Source organism: Paludibaculum fermentans (assembly GCF_051172195.1).
GTDB classification, from domain to species: Bacteria; Acidobacteriota; Terriglobia; order Bryobacterales; family Bryobacteraceae; genus Paludibaculum; species Paludibaculum fermentans_A.
Map to the genome: position 1 here is coordinate 1,463,738 of NZ_JBPJAQ010000001.1, position 23,599 is coordinate 1,487,336.

Annotated in this window: 13 protein-coding genes and 1 tRNA gene; 7 read left to right on the forward strand and 7 right to left on the reverse strand. The window is 61.3% G+C overall.

Annotated elements, in window-relative coordinates:
- Nucleotides 1–5 precede the first annotated feature (5 nt).
- Genes ACR9Y2_RS05960 through ACR9Y2_RS05970 form a run of 3 tightly spaced genes read left to right on the forward strand, consistent with a single transcriptional unit; the run spans nucleotide 6 to nucleotide 3,115 of the window.
- Nucleotides 6–992 (forward strand): alpha-ketoacid dehydrogenase subunit beta, encoded by a 987-nt coding sequence (locus tag ACR9Y2_RS05960; protein WP_435040138.1) that lies wholly within the window; start codon nucleotides 6–8, stop codon nucleotides 990–992.
- 12 nt (nucleotides 993–1,004) lie between these two features.
- A complete protein-coding gene (locus tag ACR9Y2_RS05965) occupies nucleotides 1,005–2,141 on the forward strand; it encodes a dihydrolipoamide acetyltransferase family protein (protein ID WP_435040139.1) in 1,137 nt (378 codons plus the stop codon).
- A gap of 14 nt (nucleotides 2,142–2,155) precedes the next feature.
- A complete protein-coding gene (locus ACR9Y2_RS05970) occupies nucleotides 2,156–3,115 on the forward strand; it encodes a C-terminal binding protein (protein ID WP_435040140.1) in 960 nt (319 codons plus the stop codon).
- On the opposite strand, the gene ACR9Y2_RS05975 is transcribed toward ACR9Y2_RS05970, so the two are convergent.
- Entirely contained in the window at nucleotides 3,112–3,879 is a 768-nt protein-coding gene (locus tag ACR9Y2_RS05975; RefSeq protein WP_435040141.1) for a FadR/GntR family transcriptional regulator, read from the reverse strand. The two genes, ACR9Y2_RS05970 and ACR9Y2_RS05975, sit on opposite strands and share 4 nt — an antisense overlap.
- Nucleotides 3,880–4,139: 260 nt before the next feature.
- On the opposite strand from ACR9Y2_RS05975, the gene ACR9Y2_RS05980 reads away from it, so the two are divergent.
- From ACR9Y2_RS05980 to ACR9Y2_RS05990, 3 genes are all read left to right on the forward strand, one after another.
- Nucleotides 4,140–4,937, forward strand: a complete 798-nt coding sequence (locus ACR9Y2_RS05980) for an SDR family NAD(P)-dependent oxidoreductase (protein ID WP_435040142.1) — start codon at nucleotides 4,140–4,142, stop codon at nucleotides 4,935–4,937.
- A 95-nt stretch (nucleotides 4,938–5,032) separates the two neighbouring features.
- On the forward strand, nucleotides 5,033–8,347 hold the full coding sequence (locus ACR9Y2_RS05985; protein ID WP_435040143.1) for a TonB-dependent receptor domain-containing protein: 3,315 nt from the start codon (nucleotides 5,033–5,035) through the stop codon (nucleotides 8,345–8,347).
- 109 nt (nucleotides 8,348–8,456) lie between these two features.
- Nucleotides 8,457–9,314: a fumarylacetoacetate hydrolase family protein gene (locus ACR9Y2_RS05990; protein ID WP_435040144.1), complete on the forward strand. Its 858-nt coding sequence runs from the start codon at nucleotides 8,457–8,459 to the stop codon at nucleotides 9,312–9,314.
- 589 nt (nucleotides 9,315–9,903) lie between these two features.
- Here ACR9Y2_RS05990 and ACR9Y2_RS05995 read toward each other — a convergent pair.
- Nucleotides 9,904–10,503: a replication protein RepA gene (locus tag ACR9Y2_RS05995; protein ID WP_435040145.1), complete on the reverse strand. Its 600-nt coding sequence runs from the start codon at nucleotides 10,501–10,503 to the stop codon at nucleotides 9,904–9,906.
- Nucleotides 10,504–11,050: 547 nt separating this feature from the next.
- Here ACR9Y2_RS05995 and ACR9Y2_RS06000 point away from each other — a divergent pair.
- Nucleotides 11,051–11,131, forward strand: a tRNA-Leu gene (locus ACR9Y2_RS06000).
- Between the two features lie 290 nt (nucleotides 11,132–11,421).
- Here ACR9Y2_RS06000 and ACR9Y2_RS06005 read toward each other — a convergent pair.
- The 5 genes from ACR9Y2_RS06005 to ACR9Y2_RS06025 form a co-directional block, all read right to left on the reverse strand.
- Nucleotides 11,422–15,048: a hypothetical protein gene (locus ACR9Y2_RS06005; protein WP_435040146.1), complete on the reverse strand. Its 3,627-nt coding sequence runs from the start codon at nucleotides 15,046–15,048 to the stop codon at nucleotides 11,422–11,424.
- A gap of 280 nt (nucleotides 15,049–15,328) precedes the next feature.
- The gene (locus ACR9Y2_RS06010) at nucleotides 15,329–16,741 is read right to left on the reverse strand and encodes a DUF4874 domain-containing protein (RefSeq protein ID WP_435040147.1); all 1,413 of its coding nucleotides are present in this window, start codon (nucleotides 16,739–16,741) and stop codon (nucleotides 15,329–15,331) included.
- A 224-nt stretch (nucleotides 16,742–16,965) separates the two neighbouring features.
- Complete coding sequence (locus ACR9Y2_RS06015; RefSeq protein ID WP_435040148.1) at nucleotides 16,966–17,505, reverse strand: DUF4760 domain-containing protein; 540 nt, start codon at nucleotides 17,503–17,505, stop codon at nucleotides 16,966–16,968.
- Nucleotides 17,506–17,621: 116 nt separating this feature from the next.
- Nucleotides 17,622–19,751 carry a beta-1,3-glucanase family protein gene (locus tag ACR9Y2_RS06020; RefSeq protein WP_435040149.1) on the reverse strand — a complete coding sequence of 710 codons (2,130 nt, stop codon included), beginning with the start codon at nucleotides 19,749–19,751 and terminating at the stop codon, nucleotides 17,622–17,624.
- A gap of 108 nt (nucleotides 19,752–19,859) precedes the next feature.
- Nucleotides 19,860–23,567, reverse strand: coding sequence for a PQQ-binding-like beta-propeller repeat protein (locus ACR9Y2_RS06025; protein ID WP_435040150.1), 3,708 nt, complete (start codon nucleotides 23,565–23,567; stop codon nucleotides 19,860–19,862).
- Between the last annotated feature and the right edge of the window lie 32 nt (nucleotides 23,568–23,599).

A 23,599-nucleotide genomic window follows, 5' to 3' on the forward strand; every position in this document is an offset into this window, starting at 1 on the left:
AAGAGATGACGGATTCCCGGGATATGCAGTACGTAGAAGCCGGTGTCGAGGCATTACGCGAAGAGATGCGGCGCGACCCCGCCATTTTCTACATCGGACAAGGCATTGGTCCGCGCGGCGGCAACTACAAGCAAACGAAGGGACTGTGGGAAGAATTCGGCGAGACGCGCGTCCGCGATACACCCATTTCGGAACTGGGCCAGGTGGGTATCGGAGTGGGCTCCGCCATGGCGGGCGCCCGCCCGATTGTCGACCTCGTCTTTCTGGACATGATCATGGAGGCCATGGGGCAGGTGGTGGAGCAGGCGGCCACCATCCACTACACCTCCAACGGCCGCATTCGCGTGCCGCTGGTGATTCGCGCGGCCATGGGCACGGTGCGCAGTACGGGTCCGCACCATTCCCGCTGCATGTACTCCTGGTTCGCTCACATTCCGGGCTTGAAGGTCGTGCTGCCGGCGTCTGCCGAGGACGTCAAAGGGCTCATGAAGACGGCGATCCGCGATGACGGGCCGGTTCTCTTCATCGAGCACAAGTTCTTCTACAACAAGAAAGGCACCGTCCCCGGCAGCGAGTATCTCATCCCCTTTGGACAGGCGAAGGTCTGCCGGACCGGGAAGAGCATGACACTCCTGGCCATGAGCCTGATGGTCTGGCATGCCCTGGAAGCGGCGGCGATTCTGCAGCGTGAGGGCATCGACGTCGAAGTGATCGACCCACGCACGATCGTGCCCCTGGACGAGGCGGCGATTCTGGAATCCGTTCACAAGACGGGGCGCCTGCTCGTCGTGGACGAGGCGCAAAGCTTCTGCGGCTTCTCGGCCGAGGCCGCGGCCCTGGTGGCCGAGCGCGCTTTCGACGATCTGGACGCGCCCGTCAGCCGGCTGTGCGCCATGCACACGCCCCACCCCTTCAACCCGGTTCTGGAAGCGGCCATGCTGCCCAGCGTCGACAAAATCGTGAACGCCGCCCGCGCGCTCATGGCTCAGTGAGAAGCCTATCCCATGACATTTGATCTGGTAATGCCCCAACTCGGGATGACCATGACCGAAGGGACGGTCGTCCGGTGGCTCAAACGCGTCGGCGAAGTGGTGGCCAAGAACGAACCCGTCCTGGAGATTCAGACCGACAAAGTCGACATGGAGCTGGAATCACCCCAGGACGGTTTCCTGCTCGAAGTGACGGCGGCGGAGGGCACAACGCTCCCGGTGGGGCACTTGGTGGGCCGCATTGGACAGAGCATGGACGAGCAACCGGTCAAGGTGGCCGAAGAGACGCCCGTCGCGGGGAAGGGCGGCCGGAAAGTCGCGGTCAGCCCTCGGGCTCGCCGTATCGCGTCTGAGAATACGGTCGATCTGACGGTCATCCAGGGCACCGGCGCGCATGGCCGCATCTGTGAAGCCGATGTGCGGCGCTTTCTCCAGCAACAACCGGCTGTGCCCGCCACTCCTCCGCCGCCCAAACCAGACCTGGATCCAGCGCGTCGAGCCGTGGCCGAAAGGCTCACCACCAGCGTCGCAACCATCCCGCAGTTCTGGCTCGCGCGCGAGGTGGATGCGGCCGCACTGACGCATCTCCGCGAACGCCTGGTGCCCGTCATCGAGGCGCGGGTCCAGGTCCGGCTGAGCTTCACGGACATGCTGCTGAAGGCGTTGGCCTGTTGCTTGGAGCGCATGCCGGAAATGAAACAGAGCTGGGTGAATGATCGCATCGAGACCGTTCCCGGCTGTGCCATCGGGTTTGCCGCCCAGGCGCCCAACCGGCTGTTGGTCCCCGCGCTGACGGACGCCGCCGCACGCTCGCTCAGCGACATTGCGGTCGAACGGGCGCGGTTGACCGCCAAGACGATGGGGGGCAAACTCACCCTCTCCGACATGGAAGGTGCCTGCGCCACTTTGTCCAATCTCGGCGCATTCGGAGTGGATGAATTCCAGGCCATCATCAACCCGCCGCAGAGCACCATTCTGGCCGTGGGCCGCATCGCGCCGCGAGCGTTCGTCCGCGATGGAGCCCTGGCCGTTAGTCCCACTCTGCGCCTGGTTCTCACCGTCGATCATCGCGTGGCCGATGGAGTGGCCGGCGCGCGGTTCCTGTCCTTGCTCGCCGAGACACTGGAGAATCCCCTGTCTCTACTAATCTAGGAGGCCCGCCTGTCATGCCGTATCAAGTCGTCATCACCGATTGTCCCTGGTCCGACATATCCACTGAGCAGTCGGTTCTCGCCGAAATCGGTGCGGAAGTCCGGCGTTTCACCTGTACACAGGAGGAAGAAGTCATCGCCGCCGCCCGCGACGCCGATGCCCTGCTGGTGGGTTGGGCGCCCATCACCAACCGCGTGATCCGGGCCCTCGCCCGATGCCGGATCATCGTTCGCTATGGGGCGGGCTATAACAATGTCGACGTCGATGCCGCCACGGAGGCAGGCATAGGCGTCGCCATCAATGCGGAGTATTGCGTCGACGAGGTGGCGACCCACGCCCTGGCCCTGCTGCTGGCCTGTCACCGCCAGCTCATGCCGCTGACCCATGATGTGCGGCGCGGAGTCTGGGACCCCATGGTCACCATGAAACCCATGCCCCGCCTGAGTTCTCAAACCGTGGGCATCGCCGGCTATGGCCGCATCGGACGCCGCCTCGCCGCGCTGGTTCGCCCGCTCGTCCAGCGCGTCCTGGTCTACGATCCGGCCGTGGCCTCGACCGGTGATGATTCCGAGTGCCGGACCTGGGAAGACCTGCTGGCCGAATCCGACTACGTTTCCCTTCATGCGCCCCTCACCTCGTCTACACGGCACATGATCCGCCAGGAAACACTCAAGTTTATGAAGCCATCCAGCTACCTCATCAATTGTTCACGCGGCCCGTTGGTGGATGAGTCCGCCCTGGCCGACGCCCTGCGGACTGAACGGCTGGCCGGCGCGGCATTGGACGTTTTTGAGACCGAGCCATTGCCCGCCGAGCATCAGTTCCGCCAAATGCCCAACGTCATCCTCACGCCGCACGCCGCCTGGTTTTCCCGCACAGCGGACTATCAGTTGCGCTCCATCCCGGCCGGGTTTGTCCGGGACTGCCTGCAGGGCAAAGCCGTCCCGCTGCTGAACGCACCGGCCCGCCCTTAGGGCGTTGTGCGCACTCCCGCGTCCACCAAATCGGCCGCCTTCCCATCGGATTCGTATGCGAGGAAACTGAGTTGAGTCACGGCCGCATCATCGAAGAGGTAATATTTGTTCAACGACACGTGCGCCAGCATGGCATTCTGGGCCGCTTCGGCGTCACGCTGCTCAATCGCTTCCAGGATGTGCTGGTGCTCCACCAGCGACACGCTCAGATCGCGCTTCGTCGGGCGTTTCAGCAGCGCGTCATACAGGACCTTGTTGGCCAGCGCGAGAAACCACACAAAATATCGGTTCCCCGACGCGCGGGCAATCGACAGGTGGAACGCCTGGTCGTGTTTGCCGAAGGCGATCGCATCACCCGTGCAGGCCGACATCCGCGCAAACTCATGACGGATCTTCTGCAGGTCGGAGTCGGTGGCCCGCGTGGCGGCGCCAAAGGCCGATTCTCCCTCCATCGCGCGCCGCACTTCGAACAACTCAGCCTGGGAGAGAAATGGCAGAGGCACCAGAGTCCGCGCCGGTTGCTCCAGGATCCGCTTCGCCTCCACGCTGAGATAATTGCCGGATCCCTGCCGGACCTCCAGCACACCCATCACCTGCAGTGCCTTCAGCGCCCCGCGCAAAGAAGCCCGAGAGACACTCAGGATCTCGGAGAGATCCCGCTCCGGCGGCAGGCGGTCCCCCGGCTGGAGCACGCCCTCCAGAATCAGCTTCTCCAGCTTCTCAACCAGTTGCTCCGTCAGTCCTTCGCGGCGCACCGAACCCATGGCCGCGGCAATCGGTTCCAGGCTCCTGGCCGCGCGCGACACCTTCTGGCTTGGTCGGTTCCTGCGAGGCTCTTTGTTTGCCGCTTCCATCACGAGCCCTATGTTAGATCCTCATTCCTGACTAGGTCAAGCCAATAGACCAAATCCAGTCCCGATTTTCGCTGGAATGTAATGAAAAGATTGACGAACCGCCGGTTTCGGTGACATACTCCTATAAATGGTTGTACCAGTATTCCAATAATAGTTCTGGAGGTCAGACCTTGGTTCCCGCTGAACAGTTCACCCATCTCTTCCGCCTCGATGGCAAAACCGTCATCATCACCGGCGCAGGCGGCGCCATCGGGCGATCGTTGGCCTTGGGAATGTCTGCGCACGGCGCCAAGGTGTCCTGTGTCGACCTCGATGCCGCCAAAGCGGAGCAGACCGTCCGTGCCGTCAAGGAGGCCGGCGGCACTGCCTCGGCCATCGTACTGGATGTGTCGACGCCCGAGGCCGGTGAACAGGCCGTCCAATCCACGGTTCAGCAGTGGGGACGCCTCGACGTGGTCGTGAATCTCGCCGGGAATGGCATCTTGAAGCCGTCCCTGGAGTTTGACGTCAGCGACTGGGAACATATGCATGATACTTACCTGCGCGGCACCTTTCTGTTTTGCCAGGCTGCCGGTAAAGTCATGATTCCTCAAGGATCCGGTAGTATTATCAACATCTCCTCCGTGGCTTCCCTGGTCGCCCTCGGCCGCGGTACGGCCGCCTACGCCGCGATGAAGGCGGGCGTCAACGGGCTCACCCGGGAACTGGCGTTGGAATGGGCCGCCAGCGGGGTCCGCGTCAACGCCGTCGCACCGTGCCAGGTGGATACACCACAGTTGCGTGCAGTCCTCCAGAATCCTCAGTTCGACCCCGAACGCCTGATGGCCAAGTGGATCTCCAGTATCCCCCTAGGCCGTCTGGGCCGGACGGAGGAACTCATCGGCCCGTGCGTGTTCCTGGCCTCCGACGCCGCCAGTCTGGTCACGGGGCATGTGCTGGTGGTCGACGGCGGATACACCATCCAGTAGCCGCGCTGAACGGAGACGTAACCGCCTATTGACAGTCGCATGAATGATTAGTATAGTGGTCTGACCAAAAGACAATAGTGGTAATTGAGGTAAGTATGACGAAAGCCCATCTCGCAATCGTGGCGCTCGCGCTACTGCTACCAGCCCCCCTTCTCCCCCAAGCAAATGTTGGGACGATCTTAGGAAACGTATCAGATCAGTCCGGAGCCGCCATCGTGGGCGCCCAGGTCACCGCCGTCAATACAGACACCGGCTTCAAGCGCACCGCTGAGACCACAGTCGATGGCTCGTACCTGATCCAGCTCCTTCCCATTGGCGCCAAATATACGGTCACCGTGGAGGCCCATGGGTTCAAGCAGCAAACCCAAACAGGCATCGTGCTTCAGTTGAACCAGAACCTGCGGGTCGATGCCCAGATGAGCCTGGGCCAGGTGGCGGAAACGGTTGAAGTTTCCGGCGCGCCCCCGCTGGTGGACACTTACTCCGCGCAGCGCGGCGACGTCGTGGAACAGAAACGCATTACGGAACTGCCACTGAATGGCCGCAATCCGCTGCAGCTGGCCGGCTTGGTGACGGGCGTAACCAACATCTCCACGCGCACCACGCTCGACAGCGGCAATCGTAACGGCAGCTTCGCCAACGTGAACGGCTCTCGAGCGAACGAGATGGACTTTCAACTCAACGGCATGCGCTTCGCCGGCAGCTATTCCAACTCAGGGTTGAACTACCCCAATCCTGACGCGCTGCAGGAGTTCAAACTCATCACCAACCCCATCAGCGCCGAGTACGGGATGTTCTCCGGCGCCGTCTTCACGGCCGTCACGCGATCCGGCACCAATCAACTACACGCCTCGCTGTTCGAATTCCTACGCAACGACAAGCTGAACGCGCGCAATTACTTCGCTTCCACCGTCCCCATCCTGCGCCAGAATCAGTTCGGCGTCAGCGGCGGCGCGCCCATCATCAAGAACAAAATCTTCGCCTTCGGCTCGTACCAAGGCATCCGGATTCGCAACCAGGCTTTGGCCTCCTCCTTCCCGCTCACCAGCGCGGAGCGCAGCGGGTTGATCAGCAGTGCTACCCCCGTGATTGACCCGCTGACCAAATCCGCCTTTCCGCGCGACGGCAGCGGCCAGTACATCATTCCGGAGAGCCGCTTCGACCCCACCAGCCGTTACCTTTTGGACAAGGTAATACCGGTCGCGCCGGCCAGCGGCCTGCTCATCACCACCGGCGCCCGCAAAGTCGATGTCAACCAGTACAGCGGCAAGTTCGATTTCAACCTGTCACCCACTGATCAGGTCTACGTCAGCGGCTTGTTTGACCGCACCCGTCCAGACGATCCCTTCTTCTACGGCCCATATACCGGCATCGGCCGCCTCGATCAGTCCCAGCGTGTATACGTACTGTCCGTCGGCCACACCCATACCTTCACGCCGACCATCTTCAACGACCTGCGCGTCGGGTTTTCCGGTCAGCAGGAGTTGAAAACGCCGCAGAATGCGGTGAACCCGGCGGCCATGGGCATCCAGAACTGGGACTACGCCGGGGTGGAGAACGACAACTTCAAGGGAGCCAACATCAATCCGCCGTATATCCCCGTCTCGGGCCGCTTCTCTCTCGGCGCCTACGTCGGCGGGCCCTGGCGGGAAGGCGGCGAGAACTGGCAGGTGAGCGACACCATTCGCGTGCAGGCCGGCAAACACAGTCTCAGCGCTGGCATTGACTTCTACAAGCGCAGCCACTACCTAGACGCCAATGTATTCAATACCGGCGCCTTCACCTTTAACGGCAACGTCACCGGCAACGCGACGGCCGACTTCCTGCTGGGCCGGATGGGTGATCTGACTCGCGTACGCTATGTGAATCACCCCGGCTATCGCTCCTGGACGCGCAGCTTCTTTGTGCAGGACGACTGGAAGATCGCGCCGCGCCTCACGCTCAATCTCGGCCTCCGCTACGAACTGCTCTATCCGTTCGAGGAGTTTCGAGCGCAGGAAGACACCGAGATCGGCTGGAACACGCACGGCGGTCTAGGCATCAATGGCGGAGCCACTTACCGCCAGGGTGTACAGTCCACCGTGCTCCCACTGGCGCCCCGCGGCCTTGTGTTCCCTGGAGACAAGACTCCGGAGTTCCCCGGCGGACTGCCCAATGGGCTGATTCCCCTGGACAAGATGCAATTTCAACCCCGGGTCGGCCTGGCGTGGGATCCGTTCGGCAACGGCAAGACCAGCGTCCGCTCCAGCATCGGCTTCTTCAGCAACGCGCTCTATGTCGACATCGCCGCGCAGGAAGGCCAGAATCTGCCGTTCGTGGTCATCCAGACATCGCCGCAACCTGCCGGTCCACTCTCGAATCCCTACAGCGGCCTTACGCCGTTCCCCAAGCTGACCACTCAGAACATCACCTCGAATCCGGATTTCTTCCAGCCCTACCTGCCTAGCGCCGCTTATGGTTGGGACCCCAACTATCGCATGCCGCGCATCATGAACATGACCTTCAACGTACAGCAGCAGGTCACGCGGGCACTTATGGTGGAAGCCGGCTATGTGGGCAAGCTGAGCCGCAATCTGAACCAGACGCGCAATATCAATAGCGCCATCTACATCCCGGGGCAGTCCACCTTTGCCAACGTCGACAGTCGCCGCCGCCTCGAGCCCGGCGTATTCCAGGCCATCGTCTGGCAGGAATCGGCCAGCAATGCCGGCTTCCACTCGTTCCAGTCCACCATCCGGTGGCAGGCTTCGAAAGGTCTCACCTTGCTATCGGCCTATACCTGGTCGCATTCGATCGACTATTGGAGCACCATCGCCGCTGGGTCGGCTCTCTTCCAGAACCCGGAGAACACGAAGCCCGAACGCGGCTCCTCCGACTTCGACCGCCGCCACGTCTACCGCCTCTCGTGGGTCTATGAACTGCCGGCGTTCAGCAAGGGCCCGTCCCTGGTGAAGAGGACGCTCAACGGCTGGCAGACTTCCGGGATCTTCAGCGCTCAAAGCGGAGCACCCTTCACGGTGGTCACCGGCCGCGACTTCTCCATGACCGGCGCGGGCTTCGACCGTCCCAATCTGACCGGCGATCCCTATCTGCCTTCGCGGTCACAGGGGGCCACTCTGCAGGAGTACTACGCCAAGAGCGCCTTCTCCTTCAATTCGGAGGGAACCTTCGGCAACTTCGGCCGCAACGTCCTCACCGGACCCCGCGCGGTCACAGTCGACCTTGGCATCATCAAGAACATTGCCATCACGGAACAGCACCGGCTTCAATTCCGCGCTGAACTGTTCAACCTTTTCAATCACACCAACTTCGGCCAGCCTAACGGCAACCTGAGTTCCCCCGCCTTCATGCGCATCAGCACTGCCGGCGAACCGCGCCTGATCCAGTTCGCGCTCAAGTACAGCTTCTAGACCGCGAACCCGGGCCGGTCTTTCCACGCGATCCGAACGGCGACCACGCCTGGTTGCCCGTAACGAATCGCCTGGAGGACCGGCCCTCGCTCATTCATAAGGAGAATCCATGCGTCTTGTCACTTACCTCACCCAGAGCGATTCCGCGGGGCCTGGCGTGCTGGCCGGCGAACTGGTGTTCAATCTGCAACCCGCGGGCTTTGCCGATACGCTTGGTGTGATCGCGGGTGGGGTGGAAGCCCGCGCGGCCATCGACGCCTATTTGCGGTCACTGCCCGCCAGTGCCGGCGAACCAATAGACCGGGTCACCTTGCTGGCGCCTCTCCCACGTCCGCCGAAGTTCATCTGCGTGGGCCTGAACTACCTGGATCACGCCATGGAATCCAAGCTGGAGATTCCCGGCGTGCCCACCATCTTTAGCAAATTCTCCTACTGCATCATTGGTCCCGGAGCGCCCATCGTTCTACCCAGGAACTCAACCAAACCCGACTATGAAGCCGAACTCGCCTTCGTCATCGGAACGGGTGGCCGCCGCATTGCGGCTGACGAATGGCGCCGCCATGTCTACGGCTACCTATGTGTCAATGATGTAAGTGCCCGCGATTTCCAGATGGCCACGTCGCAATGGCTGATGGGCAAGACCTTCGATACCTTCGCCCCCACGGGACCGTGGCTTACCACCGCCGACGAAATTGAAGATCCTCATCAGCTCGACATCCGCATGGAGATCAACGGGGAGCTCCTACAGTCCTCCAACACCAGGAATCTCATCTTCAAAATCCCGCAACTCATCGAGTACATCTCCAGCGTCGTCGCTTTGGAGCCCGGAGACATCATCTCCACAGGTACGCCGGCCGGCGTGGGTTGTGCCCGCCAGCCACCGCGCTGGCTCAAGCCCGGCGATGAAGCCGTGGTGACGGTCCACGGACTGGGTTCGCTCAGCAATCCTGTGACCGCTGAAGCCTGACCCTGCGAAGGCGCGACAGGTGGAGATGGCTGTGATCCGCAAGTCCGGCTTCGTCGGCGATGATCAGTCAGTACGGTCCGATAGCTTCAGTGTTGAACATTGCGGCTGGAAGCGGCAGCATCTCCCTGCAAATTCGATTGGGCTACGTATGAGAGTAAGGCACTTGTAGGTGCTGCCACGTGAACGAAGTCGTCTGAGATTTCCACGGCGGATCCCGTCTTCAACTCGCAACTCTGAGTCGATTTGAATCTAGTCGGCTTGGCACGCTGACATACGCGCGCTTCACAACCCCGGGAAGCAGTACTGAGGGTGTCGCGCGAGTTTCACGCCCAATGCAAAGCGACCAGACTATCGGGTGAAGCGGTTTGGAGTGTGTAACCAGAAGCCTAATTGAGTTCCAGGAGCAGCGGACAGAGATCCGCAAGCGTTCGAATCGACGAGTCGGGTTCCGGGACCGAATCGGCAGTGGTCTACTTGGGAGTCACATCTCTCAGCGCTATCGACCCTGATTCCAGGCTGCCAGTCGAGAGCGGCCGCGGTTGGACGCAGTCTGGACAACACGCACGCATGTTCGAATCGGTCCGCCATCTCATGTTGTGCGTGTCGAGACTTGACTCACCTCCGACGGGACTACGGCGAAGGCCCGGCCGACCAGCAGACTGGTTCCCTCTTTGTCGATACAAGCCGGGCAGGTTGGCCAAATCGCTCGAACAATCCCGAGCCAACCTTCCAACTTCTCGCGGAACTTGCGTGGCCGCGCATATTCGACACTTCCGAGTTGACTCACCAAGCCGAACGGGCCGAATAGCGGAATCCGCTCTTGCCCACGCGCCGTGAAGCAACGGTAGGAGAGCCACATGAAAAGATCCAGAGCGGCCGGAGAGGACGAAAGTGCTTTGGCAGCTTCCAGGTCGGTGGGAATTGGATGGTTGAGGATTTCTCGATAGAACTCATCGCTCAAAAGGATCATGTTCTGGCAGTCACCCGGCAGAAGCCGTTCAAGGGTGCTCTGGGAGTACCAGATTCGCGCTTCGGACATGAAACTGAACCGAGCGCTATGGACGACAGCAGTGCGATCGAGTTGTGTGTCTGTGCCGAAGAAGATTGTGGCACCAAAAATCCGCTGAAAGGACGCGACCAGCCGGCGGTATTGAGATCCACCCTGTTGAAGCCCAAAGGCATCCAACATCTCAGCGGCGCTGCTGAATGTTATCCGCGGCGATTGCTGTCTGATCGCCACCGTGGCCTGGAAGATAGGGAGAAGGCGGCCCTGTCCCCATGGCAGCCCGTAGCACGGATGCCCCGTTACCTGAAGCACGAATTGCCCGTTTCTGCGCTCATGAAGCAGACATCCCGGCGTGGGCCGCTTGAGCGGCAGGCCGCACAGGACAAAGGGCCGGGAGGAGAATCCGACATTCTGGCGCTCGGCTTCGCGGTTGGCGCGGACTAACTCAATGGCCTCGGCCCTGCGAAGCTTCTGCTTCGAAACATCAAGGCCTGGGAGTGTTTCTCGGATCAGGGAACCGGCCCGCTGCAGACCAGGATGCCCATTACCTGGTGAGCTGTGAAGATGGGTACAACCGGATGACCGCGATGGCACGGCTAGTCACCCTGAGGCAGTACGGATAAGAGGCCCGTTCGCCGTTCTGACCAACCCCGTGTGACGTATTTGTGCCAACCATGCCGCTCAATCCCGCTCGATGGCACCCTCATACGGCACCTAAACGCATGAAACTGCGTCGGATCGAGTGGATTGAATAGCCTGAGGTGCTAGCGGGAGCAATCTCGTGGAGGTTCAAGTCCTCTCGACCGCACCATTTTCAATGAGTTACAGCCAGTGCCAGTTGGCGTAACGCACTAGTTCGCGCGTCGACGACGCGTTTTTTGGGCGACCGGTTGAACCTGTTATCAATAGGTTACGGTCGCCCAAACTGCATCCGCACTAGTCTTTTCCCTCTTTTGTGACGTGTTTGTGGCAACTCAGAGTTGATCTGCCAGTCTGCAGTTTATAACTTGTCACTTCACCGGAAACTCACGGCAGGTTCGAGCGAGGTCTCTCTCACTTCGGTCTCTTGAATCCGCACCCACAAGCCGGCAACCGAATCGACTAGGGTCTTACGGGTCGATTCTTGGGGGGTCTGAGGATGGGCAAACTCGCTTGTGGAACGCTCGGGTAGTAGCATTGCTTCCCGGCGATGGCTTCGGTGGCGGGCTGAAAAGGCGTAGTCCAGGGCTCGGTGGCCGGGAAATGAACCGGGGCCGGCGGCATTCCGGGTTTGAGGCCCGTCGTAAAGCCCGCGGGCAGCGTAATGCCAATGGCGTAGCAACCGCCCTCCGGACAGTCGATATCCCTGGCCGTCCAGCGGGCACAGACTGAGGCGCTTTCCGCGTACAAGGTACTCATGGGATCGAGCGCGCTGGAACACTGATTGGCGGCGCCGTCCCAGCGGCAGAATCCGGCCGGGGCGCACTTTGCTTTTGAGGCCGCTGTATAGTTGTCGTGGAACTCGCGGAAGCTCATATCCACGGTCACCGTCAGTAACCCCGTCGCGGCGTCGTGCTGCGGTTGGGGCCAGGTGCCGGGCCAGTTGTCACCGCGGGTGAACTTCACCGGTGCAGCCGTGGTGTCCGCCCGGGCCATGAACACACCGGTGGCCGGCTGGAAGCCGGGGCCCACGTAGTATTGGTAGGTCTGCACAGTGGATGATTTCGCAAACAACAACATCGTGTAGTAGGTCTGCCCGGGTTGGAAGGTGGAAAACTGGGTGGCGCCGAGAGTATGCTGCTGGTCGCTGCTTTGGGTGGTGTCGACGTAGTAAAGTCCATGGTTCACGGTCAGTGAACTGCGCTGGGCCGTCGCCTGACCGCTCATTCGGATGCGCGGAGCCGCAGTCTCCGACGGCAGGATGTACTGGCGATAAAGAGGCACTCCGGAACAGGCCGGGCCCGTACAGTCAGGCGACCAATCCACGCAGTCCAGGCCGCATTCCGGAATGATCGCCGTGGTTACGTACTCATAGGGGCTTGTGGTCGCCGTGCCGGGCGGAAGGTTGGCCGCTACGTCGGAGGCGCATTGAGGCGTCGCGAGCGGGCCTTGAAAGAACGGGTCCTGGTTCACCGACACGGTATTTACCAGCCCGGTCAGCGAGCCGTCATCATCGCTCAACTCGGTCTGCCGGTCCACATCGGTGAAGCCGGTGAACATGGCGGGGTTCCAGTTGCAGTAGCGCCGGGCAGCCTCGGTCGAGTCGGTCTGATACAGGCCGTCCGCGGTAAAGGCAGGGCGGATGAGATAGTGCCGGATATCGACATCCTCAAAGAAGAGATTCGACGAGTGGAACGCGGGCGGGTAGTAGAAGCCATTCGGCTGCTTCCAGCCGATCGCCGCGTTGGGCAGATAGCATTCACCCTGTGGCGTCTTGGGCACCGCCATCATGCGGGCGTAGAGATAGCGGCTTGCGTCGCAGATGCCTGGGGTCGCATGTGCCTGGCAGTCTTCCAGCGTCGTGGCCGGGATGCGCAGATACGCGTTCGATTCCTGATAGGCGGGACCATCGTATATATTGAACATCCGCTGGTTGATGCCAAAGTTGCTCATCGGAAAGCTGATGCCTTCCTCGGGCAGCAGGCAGAAGTTGCCCACCATGGAGGAACTGTTCACCTGCGTTGCACAGCGCAAAGGGGTATTCGGATTGATGGGACCCGCGTTCGACGCATAAGGGTTGATGGACGGATCCTGTGCCTGCCCAATGAAAGCGGTGTTCTTCACCAGCGCCCAATGCCCGTCCACGACGTCGGCTTTGGTGTATCCTCCGCCCGTGACAAACGTGAGACCTCCATTCTGCACGTCGCTGATGACACTGTTCACCATCAGGTACCACTGCGGACGCAACCATACGGCGGAGTAGTTCGTTTCCGCCCAGTTGAACGACGTGGTGTAGCGATCCAGGACCGTGGCCGTGCAATGATCGGTGGATCCGGAAGCGCACTTGGGCACCTTGTCGCAGTCCTCTCCTTCCAGGCAGAACGTCGCAAAGCGGCCGCCGCCCCCATCGACCTTCGGATAGTACATGTCCGGATCTTCCACGGGATAGGGATTGGGCACCGCCTTCAGTTGCGGACTGTTGGCATTCGGATCGGAATTGGCGACCCCGGCGCAGGGGGTTGAGTTGCCGATCGTCTGGAACGAGGTCATGGCGGTGGAGCAGTAGTTGCCTTCAAAGCGTTTCAGCGGGGTCATCGAGGCCCGGTCCGGGCCCTGCTGCATATTGGCGTAGGATTCCCAGGTCTGGCCGCGGGATACGCCGCTGTTGGCCATCGGCACCAGCCAGTAGCAGGCGCCGCAGGTACCCGCGCCGGCCGCCATGTTGTAGGCGAAATCGTTGTACGCGTTGGTGATCCAGAACACCGCCGGGTGATCGATGTCTGAATGGTACGGCACGTCTTCCTGCTTCTCGTCGAAAGGCGGGAAGGGGGCAGCCAGAATCCCTGGCACCTTGCGAGGGTTCTGCGGGTTGTCCACCGCTCCGCGAGCCAGGATGCCGATGTTCGAGAAGAATCCGTTGTCAATCTCGGTGCCTTCCTCGAGATAGAAGCCGTGGCCGATCGATTTGTACCCGACGTTCCGGCGGAGCGTAACGCCCTGTGTGGCGTGCAGCGTGATCCAGCGAGTCATCGAATCATGGATTGAGCAGTCGGCGATCAGAGTGTCCTGGGGGACGCGCCGCGCAAGATGGAAATGAACGGGATAGTGCCCCATGCGGCCTCCCTGCCCCAACTGATAGAACTCCACGCCCTGGATGTGCACCGACTCGGCTCCCTGGCGGATGACAGTGTGGCCCCCGAAGTAATATCCGCTGGACTCCGCCGGGAATTCCTCGTCCAGGGCATCGCCAGCCGAGACGATGCGAATGCTGCGGGAAAGCAGTGCCACCGCGGCGCGCGTCTCGGCCTGCCGGCTCTCCGGCCCGATGCCGGCTGGCAGGTTGCTGAGATCCAGCCTCTGGCCGTTGTGCGGATAGCGGAGATTCTCGCGGAGGGTGATCACGGTGCCCGATCCGTTGCTCGCGATGCTGTCGATGGTTACCTGTTCGGAGTGGCCGGGCAGGTAGTCCGTTGTGGTCACGACTAACTGATCCCCGGCCTGCCAGTCGACGCTTCGATCGAGCACCAGTTGGTTGACACCGGCCGTCGTTGTCTGGTTCAGGCGCGCCCAACTGGAGCCGGAGTCCGAATCCGCGGCATCGCCCAGGAGGCTGCCCTTCGCCCCATGGAGAGCCAGCGTGCCGCCATAGGAGACAGCCAACACTTTGTACCCGAAGTAGCCCGCCGGGTCGCCCTTGTCGTACATCATCGGCTCATACGGATAGAAGTAATCGGTGACGCCTCCGGGCAGAGACACCTTGCGGCTGCCCGCCGAGTTCCAGGTGTCGTCGTCGACTCCGCAATGGTCATCCGTTTTGCAGCGGATGCCGGCGCCGGAGGTGCCCTGATCGGGGCCGTAGAGGTGGATCGTGAGCCGGCCGCCGGCCTGGCCGACGGGATGGGCGGAGCTGCCGGCCACGAGAGAACTGCCTTTCTCGACGAGGATCGCCGAAGCCCAGAAGTCGGTCACGGCGTCGGTGAACGTCAAGGATCCACCGCTGTGGATATTGACGTTCCCGTAGCGGTAGGTGCCGGCGGCGACGGTGCAGGCTCCGGTGACTTCCAGAGACTCTCCCTGACCGATTGGCACTGGGCCTTTCGTGCAGACGGTTTGCCCAATGGCCGGCACAGCTAGCAAAAAGGTCCAAAGAGCCCACTTCGAGCTTGATCCCATACCGAAACAGGGGGCAGTGGTGGCGCGGAATTGATCAGCTGAGATACGGATTCTCTGTCCGGATCCCAATGTCATAATCGCGAGCCGTGCTGGGAGATGGCGACAGACGGGCCGAACGCAGCCCAGTCCGCCCAGGGGCGCCTGCGGTGCAGATTGCCTGTCCGGCGCCGCGAACTCCAGGAGAGGCAATCGGCGGCTAGAAGTTCATCGGGAAGAGAATGTTGAGCCCCGTCCGCGGGTTGGGCACGCCGACATTGTTGAGTAGGTAGTTGTACTCAGGCATGCGGGCCAGTTGTTCGTCGGCGTCTGGAATCCAGAGTGCCCCCTGATAGCGGGAGCCCGAGTGCACCGTCCGGGGCATTGCAATCTCCACGGATGTGGACCCCTGCCCATTCAGGGCCGCCAACTGACGCAGGTCGTAGGAGATTGGAACTGGCGTGAATATCGACGAGTCCACAGCGTTGCCATCTGCGTCGACGAGGACAAAGTACATAGGCTTGGCGCTGAACAGCCTGGAATATCCGGTGTTCCGGAAAGCCAGGGTGAGTGTGCTCGTGCTGCCCTGCAGGAAGGGCCGGTCCAAAGAGGCACGCACCAGCGAGATGGCCGGGCCAACTTTGTTCATGAGGCTCGGATAGCAGGACTGTGAGCTCAGAAAGTCCATGTGGAAACCGATGTTAATCATGTTCAGATGCAGCCTGGTCGAGTAGGCATCGAAGGCCGCGCAATTCTGTGTGGCCGGATCCAGACCGCCGACTTCGCCGCTGAAGGGGATAATGTCACTGCGCTGCGCCGCGAAGCTTTTGAGTTCGTCCGCTGTCCACTTCCCGTTGTCCCAGGGATGCGAGATCCAGGTACCAGCATCGTCGCCCGTTGCGTAGTGATCGTCGTGAATGCCCCAGTAAGGGGTCGAGCCTAGTTCCCAACTGAGGATGTTGGCAGGCTGCCTGTTCAGCATGAACGTTGCATCCCCAAAGGCGCGCTGCTCAGCCTGCATAATCTGCTGCATGTTGGATTGGGTGTTGTTGCCGTAAGTGGAGTCGTGACCTTCTCCCCAGAAGCCGATGAAGCCCTGGTTCATCGCATAGATGATGGGCTTGTACTTCTGAACCAGAGGCGCCAGGCTCTGAATATCCTGGAGGATCACGTCGAGCGGTGCGTCGTCGCCGGGGCCGTGGTTGTAGGCGAAACGCAGAACGATTTTGACGCGGGCTTGCACGGCCTTGGCCAACGCGTCATCGATCTTCTGAACGTCTTCGGCGGAGATCGGTTTGGGGTTGGGATTCGTGGCACTGCAGGAGTTGTAATCGATGCCTACCGGGTTCAGGCAGATGTAGGTGTGGATCAGGCGCATCGGACCGACGTTGAAAGGCTGGCCGTCCACGGTGTACGACTGGATGTGGCTTTGCAGCTGCTCGACGCTCATGGTCATCAGGTCGAGGTGGGCCCACGGTCCGCCGTCCCGATTCAGGATAGTCTGCGGCGCCGGCTGGTAGCTGCGCTCCATGGCATAGTCAGCTGCGTACACCGCAGGCGTTGCCACGGAAGTGGCGACAGCGATTGCTAGACCCAGCACAGAGCCGAGTCTGGGGGAGTGGTAGAGCCGCATAAAGGGGGTCTCCTCGATCAAGTTCAGGCGTTTCATTAGAGAAGGGGCGCTGGGGCAGCGAAACTTATCAGCTATCTGGTTGACGAGCTCACGTAACCGCCTGACCTTTGCCGTTCATGGGGCGCCGCGCCCTAACGGCTGTTCCGGACGATGCCGGCTCGCGGAAGAATCAAGGTGATCCTCCACCAAGTCAGCCTGGTGCCAGCCGCCAATTGTCGAGAGGGTCAGGGCTTGACGCGGGCACTCACCATCACAGACAGGTTCTTCTTCATCACCTTCAGGCGCAGGCGTCCGGCATCGGAGCCCTCGATGAGCCGCTCGACGCTGATGAGAAACTCCGGCAGATTCATCTTTCTGCGAAGCCCCCCCAGGAAGGGCTGAATCTTTGCGTATTGAAAGTACATCTCCTGGCAGGTGTCGTAAACGAGTTGAGAATTGAGTGCGCCGCTTGCGACGAAGGCCGCCACCATATCCCAATAGCCATACACCTGAAGCACAAAAGCGCTTTCCTTCGTGCCGGCCGACACAATCTCGAAGAGCTCGTCGGTAGATTGAGGAAGGAACCTTCCTCCAATATAGGACCGGGCTTCCCGCATCACGGTTTCCCTGCGGAGATCGTAGAGTTTCAGGATCAGTTCCGCTTGGCGGATTGGATCAGGGTCGGATTGTTTGCGTGTTTTCATATCAATCGGCAGGTCTGTTCGGAGGATTGTCGTGCACTCCGATTCGGCCAGGGGAGTGAAGGCGGGTTCAGGGTTGGCCATGCACGGAGGTCCTCCGCGCGCTGGTTGTCCAAGCCAAACGCTGACCCACGGCAACGCGAACCCCCGCCGGCCTTCGTGAACAGTCCGGCAGGGCTCACTTGTTCCTGATTGAGCGCTTATCGGCCCACACACCCGGAGTCGCACACGGCCATGGTGACGAGGTTCGAGACTGCGCCGCCGATCCGGATACTGACCGGCACGGCATCACCGCGCTTGCCGCCGGCTGGTACGCGGGCGCGAATCTCATACAAGCCCACCATGCCTGGGCTCAGCCCCGCATACGTCAATGCCGCGTTCACTCCACCGATGGTCACTATTGGAGTCGTCAGAGTATTGTGCACCAGTTTGTCGGAGGCAGGCACACCCGTGGGAGGCTGCTCTCGTACCGGCCCCAGTCCTGTGCAATGGATGACGATGTCGGACCCGGTGTGTGCGGGATGAGCAGGGTCAGCCAATTGGCCATCGGTGGTGTAGATGTGTCCCTGCCCGTAGACCGCGTCGCCCGTGGCGAAGATCGATGGTGAGTAGTCGGACAGCCGCACGGTGAACTCGGCGCTCTCTTCGTTGTAGCCGCGAACGACAACGGTGTCGCGCAGGTAGCCCGACAATTCCCACGGAACCTGGAAGACAGCGAAGCTGGGTGTCCCGGTGAAGATCGGCGCGTACTGGCCATTGGCGAAGCGGAGGCTCAGGCCGCGCATCGCGGTGGGCAGCGGCGTGCCCATGCCTGGAGCGTAGGTGGCGGCGCTCACCGCCAGGTCACCGGAAAGTATCGCGACGCTGCCCGGTGCAAGGTACACACCGCGAACATAGGAGGCGGCGTCCACGATCGTCAGGTCGCTGGGCGGGTCGACTTCCGTCAGATCCGTGTCCGGAAGGATCGAAAGGGTCACATTCGACCCGTCACCCAGCGATGCTGATGGAAATTGGACGCGGTCGCAGTAGGGGAACGAGTAGGCGTCGCCCACGCCGGCCAGATAGCTCGAGTATTGGTCGTAGTGCCCGGGGTTGTTCGGCTGCGCGTACGAAAACGCATTCGAGATCGACAGCGACGGCGCGTTCGTCCCATCAGGCCGGTTGCCGAACCAGGTCCAGGACGGCGAATCGCCGATGGCAGTGCCGGGCAGCGCCGGATTGTCCACCAGGCTGCCAAGCAAGCCCAGGTTCATGGCGGCCAGATAGTCGGTCACGGCGCGTTTTGCAACGCCGTTGATGTCCGATCCCTGGACGATCGTGTACTTCACATCCGCTCCATAGAACGCGGCGGGGGTGACGTTCGCTGCCCGCACATAAATGGAGAGGGGGAGGTCCTGTCCGCCATTGTTCATCGTGCCGTCGATCACCAGGTCGCCAGGATAGATGGCCGCTCCCACGAGGGCATCGTTCCTGTTCGAGATCCAAGCCTTGAGGGTGTAGGTCTGACGCTCTCCGCCGGGCAGCACTCCGTTGTTGCCGGCCAGGCTCGTATAGACCGGATAGCCCCGGCGCTTCGTACTGCCGCTCCGCAGATAACCAAGATACACATCCGGCGCCGGCCAGGCATTGACATCGCCGGCCGCTAGCGAGAACTTCGCGCCGGACGGACCCAGCACGCGCACCACGCTGCCGTTCACTCCGTCGACTGTCACGCCGTTCAGGCCGGTAACCACGGTGCCGGCCGGGTTCTGCGGCGTCAACACGGAGCGGCCCAACATTCGCGCTAGCACTTCCATTACCTTGTCGCTGCCGGTGCGCCAGGACAGATTTGCCGGATAGTAGGCAGCCCAGGACGACTTCAGTTGTAGCGGGAGCCCAAAGAAATCCCTCGCTGTCAGATTCGCGGTCCCTTGCCCGGCGGCGGAGGAGCCAGGTTGGAAACTCAGTTCCACCTGGTCCCAACGCGTAGTGAAGTCTTCTTTGGACGGATCGGCGTAGTTGGCGCGGAACCCGTTGGCCTCGTTGAGAGACCGGAGTTGGGTTCCCAGCGAGACAAAGATCCGGCCGCCCGAGAACTGTGTAATGCTGACGCCGGCGCTCAACTTGCCCAGTTCATACGCGACACCCTTCTGAAGCGCACTGTTGTCGCTGAGGTTTGTTCCGGTCAGTGTCCCCGCGCCGCCGAAGGCAATGTAGGCGGGCAGCGAGCCGCTATCCGGCCGAAGGTTTTCGAACTTGAGCACTACCCCCTGTTGCGCGTATGCGGTGGGGAGTATCGCTTGTGAAACGCACAGCACAATGGCTGCGGTGAGAAAATGGGGCCTTCTCATGGCAGTGCTTCCTTCCTGGGTCCGATGAAGTGGTTTGCCGCCCGGATAGATGTTGCAGGGAATCGGCGGGGAGCCCGTGCGGCGGCGCTCCCCCAGTTCCAGGACCGGCTAGCCGAGGGCGTAGACCGCGTTGGAGATCCCTGAGGCGGTCGGGAATATCCAATCCGTCAGAGCGACACCGAGCCGGATCTCGTCAGTCGCACCGCCAGTCAGTACTTTGTTTCCGCCCGGAAAACTCTGGGCGGGGTTGGCCAGCAGCCCCTTGGGGACATAGTCCAAGCCGTTGAAGAGATTGGAGACCAGCAGGATGTGTCCCGGGCCATCCCATTCGGTCGGGTTGTCGACCGCCAGGCAGATGGACAGGACGATCATCCCAACCCCATAGAGGGAGTAGCCCAGAGGCGCAAAGAAGTTGGAGAACTTGCCTGCCACGCTGGTTGCATCCTTGGCAGCGTTGACGGTTCCCGCCTGCAGGGACGCCAACAGAATCGGGAACGCTCCCATCGCATAGTAGAGATACGTCGGGTCGTTATTCGTCGCAATCGTGCTGGGCAGCGAAAGCGCCATCTCCACCAGCGAGCCAGCAATGTCCAGCTTTGCCGAAAACGAGTTTGAACTCACGTTTTCGAGATCGCAGAAGCCGTCGATTCCACCGGAGAAGAATGACGCCGTCGCGCCGGCCACCGCCATCCACGCCGCCCCGTCAGCGGACATTTTTAGCGTTCCAGCCGGCTTGGCGGAAACCGACGTCGGCGGAGTGATGTTGGCGGCGGAAATGATGATGTGCGACGGAATCGCAACCACCAGCGCGAAGACATTCAGCAAGGTGAGCGGCTCTCCATGGCTGATCAGGGACCAGAGATCCGAAATCACCGGGATGTGGATCGACTCATTCACCAGGCTGAGGATGTCGTTCATGACCGCCGACAGGGTCTGCAGCACGAACCCAACCACCAGCTTGATGGCCGTCAGCAGACCCTTAGCCAGATCAAAGAACAGGTTCACCAGAACCGAGACCTCGGTTTCGATGAAGCCCGCCGGATCACTGAACAGCAATTTGAAGCCGTCGAAGAACGCCTTGATCGAGGTGAGGAGTTGATCGAGCACCGTTTCCAGCAGACTGCCTCCCTGGGTAATCAGGTTGCTGAGCGCGCTGGCCAGCGTGGGATTGTCAGCCGTAACAGCGCCTGTGGAACTGGTCGATGTCGCCTGCCCGATGTTGTTGGAGACCTTTGACGACAACGAACTGGACTGGGCGCGGGATTTCGCCCCATTCACTCCGTAGACCGTCTGCGGGTCGTTGTTGTTGACCTGATTGCCCTTCAGGGAGCCTCCGAGTTTGCTCAGAACGCTGGCCTGGGCGACCGACAGCGCGTTGATCTTGCTATCCAGGAATGCGCCCACGGCGCCGAAGTCCGTCCCCTGGGCCGCGATCCAGGCGGAGAGCCCCTGCACCCCGATGTTGACCTGGTTCACGATGCTCTTCTGCAGTTTCACGATGCCGCCCCAATCGAATAGCTTGGAAAGCCATTCCGCGGCGCGGACGATGTCGCCCACCACTGTGCGGATGAAGCCCGTCACCACCGCCACCGCCTTCTCCACCGTGTCCACGACAAAGCTGAAGGTGCCGCTCGCCAAAGTGGTAATTTCGTGGGAAATCTCATCCGCCACCTTGCAGGCAATCGAGACGATCTTGTCGGTGACATTCTGCTTCAGCCAGCTCTTGAACTCGCTCCAGCCGCCGCCGAGGGCGCTGCCGACACCGTTCACCGCCGCCACGGAAGCCGTCTGCGGAGGGCCAAAAGTCACATTCCCGTCACTATCGATGGTGGTTGTGAAGCTCTGCGCCGAGCCCTTCACAATCGTGCGATCGGTAACCCCGGCCACCTGCTGGTAGAGCATGTTCACCGTGGTGTCCGGAAACGACAGGTACGTGTTGTCCGCCTGGATCGCGGACGCCTGCCCCACGCCCAACTTGCCTGACTGACTGCGGACTCGCAGATCCGCCTCAGCGCGCTGGCGGTTCTTCAGCCGCGTGGCCATCATCGCCGCTGCCGCACCGCCCCCCATCGTGTTCTGGATCGTGTTCGCCACGGCGACGTGATCGACGCCATCCGGCACGATTGGCTTGCCCGCGTAGTCTTTGGCCACACTCTGATCCAGATCGCCGGCCTGGATGTTGGACAGCCGCGCCAAAGCCTCGTGATCCGGATAGACCACGATCGCCTCCTGGTTCAGCATGAACGGTCCCCAGAAATACAGGGCTGGGGTGGTGATGTCGGAAGCCGTGGAGACGATGTTCAGTTGACCCGCCGCATCCGTCTTCAGCCATGCGATGTCTGGCGGATTCAGTGAGTAGGTGTTGACGCCATCGGAGATGGAGACGTCGTCCGACGCCCAGACTTTGATGGAGACGTTGGCTCGGGGATTGCCGCTGCCGTCCAGAAGCTGGATGATCGTGCGGTAGGAGGCGCTATCGGGCTGGTAGCCGTCGGAGTTGGTGGACGAGACGTAGTTCTCCGCCATCAACTCACTCTCGCTGGAGTAACCATGCACCAGATCCGCCATGTTGATGGCTCCAAGGTAGGTGCCCGCGCCGGTGCCAATGGGGCCCAAATAGAAGGCCACGCAGATTCCACTTTCAAAACCCACCAGCGCATCCCCGGCGATTCCCGTGGGGAAAGTCGCCGGTGAGGTTGCGTCGTTAATCCCCTTCGACAGGTCGCACGCGTTGATCACTCCAGCAGCCGAACAGATGTAGAGGATTCCGTCGCTGATGTGAGGAATCCCGGTATTCATGGCGCTGTCGAACTTTGCCGCCCCCAGGGATACGCCCGAGGCGGCATCCACCGCATGCAGCAGGTTCGTGGAATCGCCGACATAGACCACTCCGCCGTAGCTGATGGGTGTGCCCAACGTGCCGGGGGCCAGAAACCCTCCTTTCGGCCACAGCGTGGCGCCGGTCGCGATGTTGTAGGCGTCCAATCCGTTCCCACCGGCGACATAGGCGCAATTGCCGTCCAGGCACACTGCCGAGGATACCCCCTGGCCCGTCACCGAATACACCAGATTGCCTGCCGTACGCGAAATCTCCACCAGGGCGAGATTTTCGCCCGCCGCCACCACCACCCTGTTTGCACCGTCCAGGGCCAACGAGGCTGCGCTACTCGGGGGGCCGAATTTCAGATCCTTGTACCACAACACATTGGCGTCGTAGTTGTTCGACGCCGGATTCCAGACAGGGTCAACCGCGTAGAGGACGCCATCCACCCCGAGGTAGAGCAGGTAGTCGTCATTGCCGACGCTGTAATACTCGCTCAGAGCCGTTTCCGGCGCCGGAGAAGGAGAGTAGAACTGGCACAACGGGCCGAACGTCGAACTCCCGTTTTGGCAGACAACCATGGCTCCGTTGGCGCCCTGTGCCACAAAGGCGCCGTCTCTCCAGGCAGTCATGGTGCCCAGACTTTCGCCGATGTGGTTGGCCGAATTCTGGTCTGAGCCTGCCTGAATGTCGGTGATCAGCACATTGTTGTCGTCGTCCATCATGACGAAATAGCCGTTCCCGTAGGCGGCCTGCTGCAGCACCTTCTCGTTAATCTGGACTATCTCCTGTTGCCAGAGCTGCTGTGGCGGAGTTACCGACACCCGCTGCGGCACGGGCTTCTTCGCCGCCGGCGTTAGTCTGGACTGGGCGCTTGCGGTGAATTGTGTGGCCATCAGGCCCGCCCCCGCGCCGCCCAGTAATGTTTTGAGCATGCTGCGGCGATTCATGCCGGCGCCCGTGATCTCGTTCCGATAGTTCTGTTGGGTCTTCATTCCAGCCTCCAAACGGTGATGTGGGTACTTTG